Origin of the sequence: Streptomyces thermoalcalitolerans (genome assembly GCF_039525155.1) — a bacterium.
GTDB classification, from domain to species: domain Bacteria; phylum Actinomycetota; class Actinomycetes; order Streptomycetales; family Streptomycetaceae; genus Streptomyces; species Streptomyces thermovulgaris.
In genome coordinates, this window is sequence record NZ_BAAAHG010000142.1 from 1 (window position 1) to 806 (window position 806).

At 68.6% G+C, this 806-nt stretch carries 2 protein-coding genes; both read right to left on the reverse strand.

Annotated features, from left to right (window positions below; all coding sequences use genetic code 11):
* On the reverse strand, positions 1-181 hold a 181-nt coding region (locus tag ABD224_RS29245; protein WP_344055346.1), incomplete at its 3' end, for a hypothetical protein.
* On the reverse strand, positions 181-738 hold the full coding sequence (locus tag ABD224_RS29250; protein ID WP_344055348.1) for a hypothetical protein: 558 nt from the start codon (positions 736-738) through the stop codon (positions 181-183). The genes ABD224_RS29245 and ABD224_RS29250, both read right to left, overlap by 1 nt.
* Between the last annotated feature and the right edge of the window lie 68 nt (positions 739-806).

Genomic DNA, 806 nt, shown 5'->3' on the forward strand with positions numbered 1-806 from the left:
GCGCGTCGGAGACGTCGTCCGACGTGGTGAACCACTCTTTGATGTCCTTGATGGCACCCTCCGCGAAATCGTTGTCTCGGAGGTCGGCCTCGAGGTCGTCCTCGCTCGTGCTCGAGGGATCGATATACTCGCGTTCGATCCGGTCGGCGTCCTCGGCATACTCCGTGTCCGTGATCGGCATTAGCGGATCCCTCCGCGGGTCTCGTAGCGCGTCTCGGGTAGCTGGCGGCCGACGGGCTCGAGGCCGTCGACGGCTCCCCGCTCGATCTCCTCGAGGCGGTCCTCGACGTGCTCGACTCCGACGTTCGCAGCTAGCTGTCTGAGTCGGCCGGCGTGGGGTCGGGAAACCTCGACCTCCTCGAGGCCGTCCGGGACGTGGACAGTAATCGGGACCGGGGCCGGCGTCTCGACCGATCCGTCCGGCCGACGCTTCGGTCCGATCCGGAGCGTGAGGCACCCGCGGCGGTCCATCTCGGAGACGAACTCCCTCGAGGCCGTGCTCGACCGAGCGACCTCGATCGCCTCGGCGAACGGCCGGACCTCGAGGTCGACGACGTGCCACGAACCGGGCGACGACCGGGAGAGAACCGCCGGCCCCTCGAGGGCCTCGATCTCCTCGAGGACCGTCCCGATCGGGACGTCGTCGTAGTCGAGCATGGCGACGTGGCCGATCGGCTCGAGGTCCCCGTCGACGACCTCGCTCTCGATCCCCGTCGTCTCGAGGGTCACTCCGGTCATGGTCACTCGCACCCCCCTGGGCACACGTAGACGGGAGAACCGTCTCGATCGGCGAGTCGGGCGGTCCC

Excerpts from the sequence above, each read along its gene's own strand:
- ABD224_RS29250 (WP_344055348.1), bottom strand. The coding sequence starts at position 738 with ATGACCGGAGTGACCCTCGAGACGACGGGGATCGAGAGCGAGGTCGTC.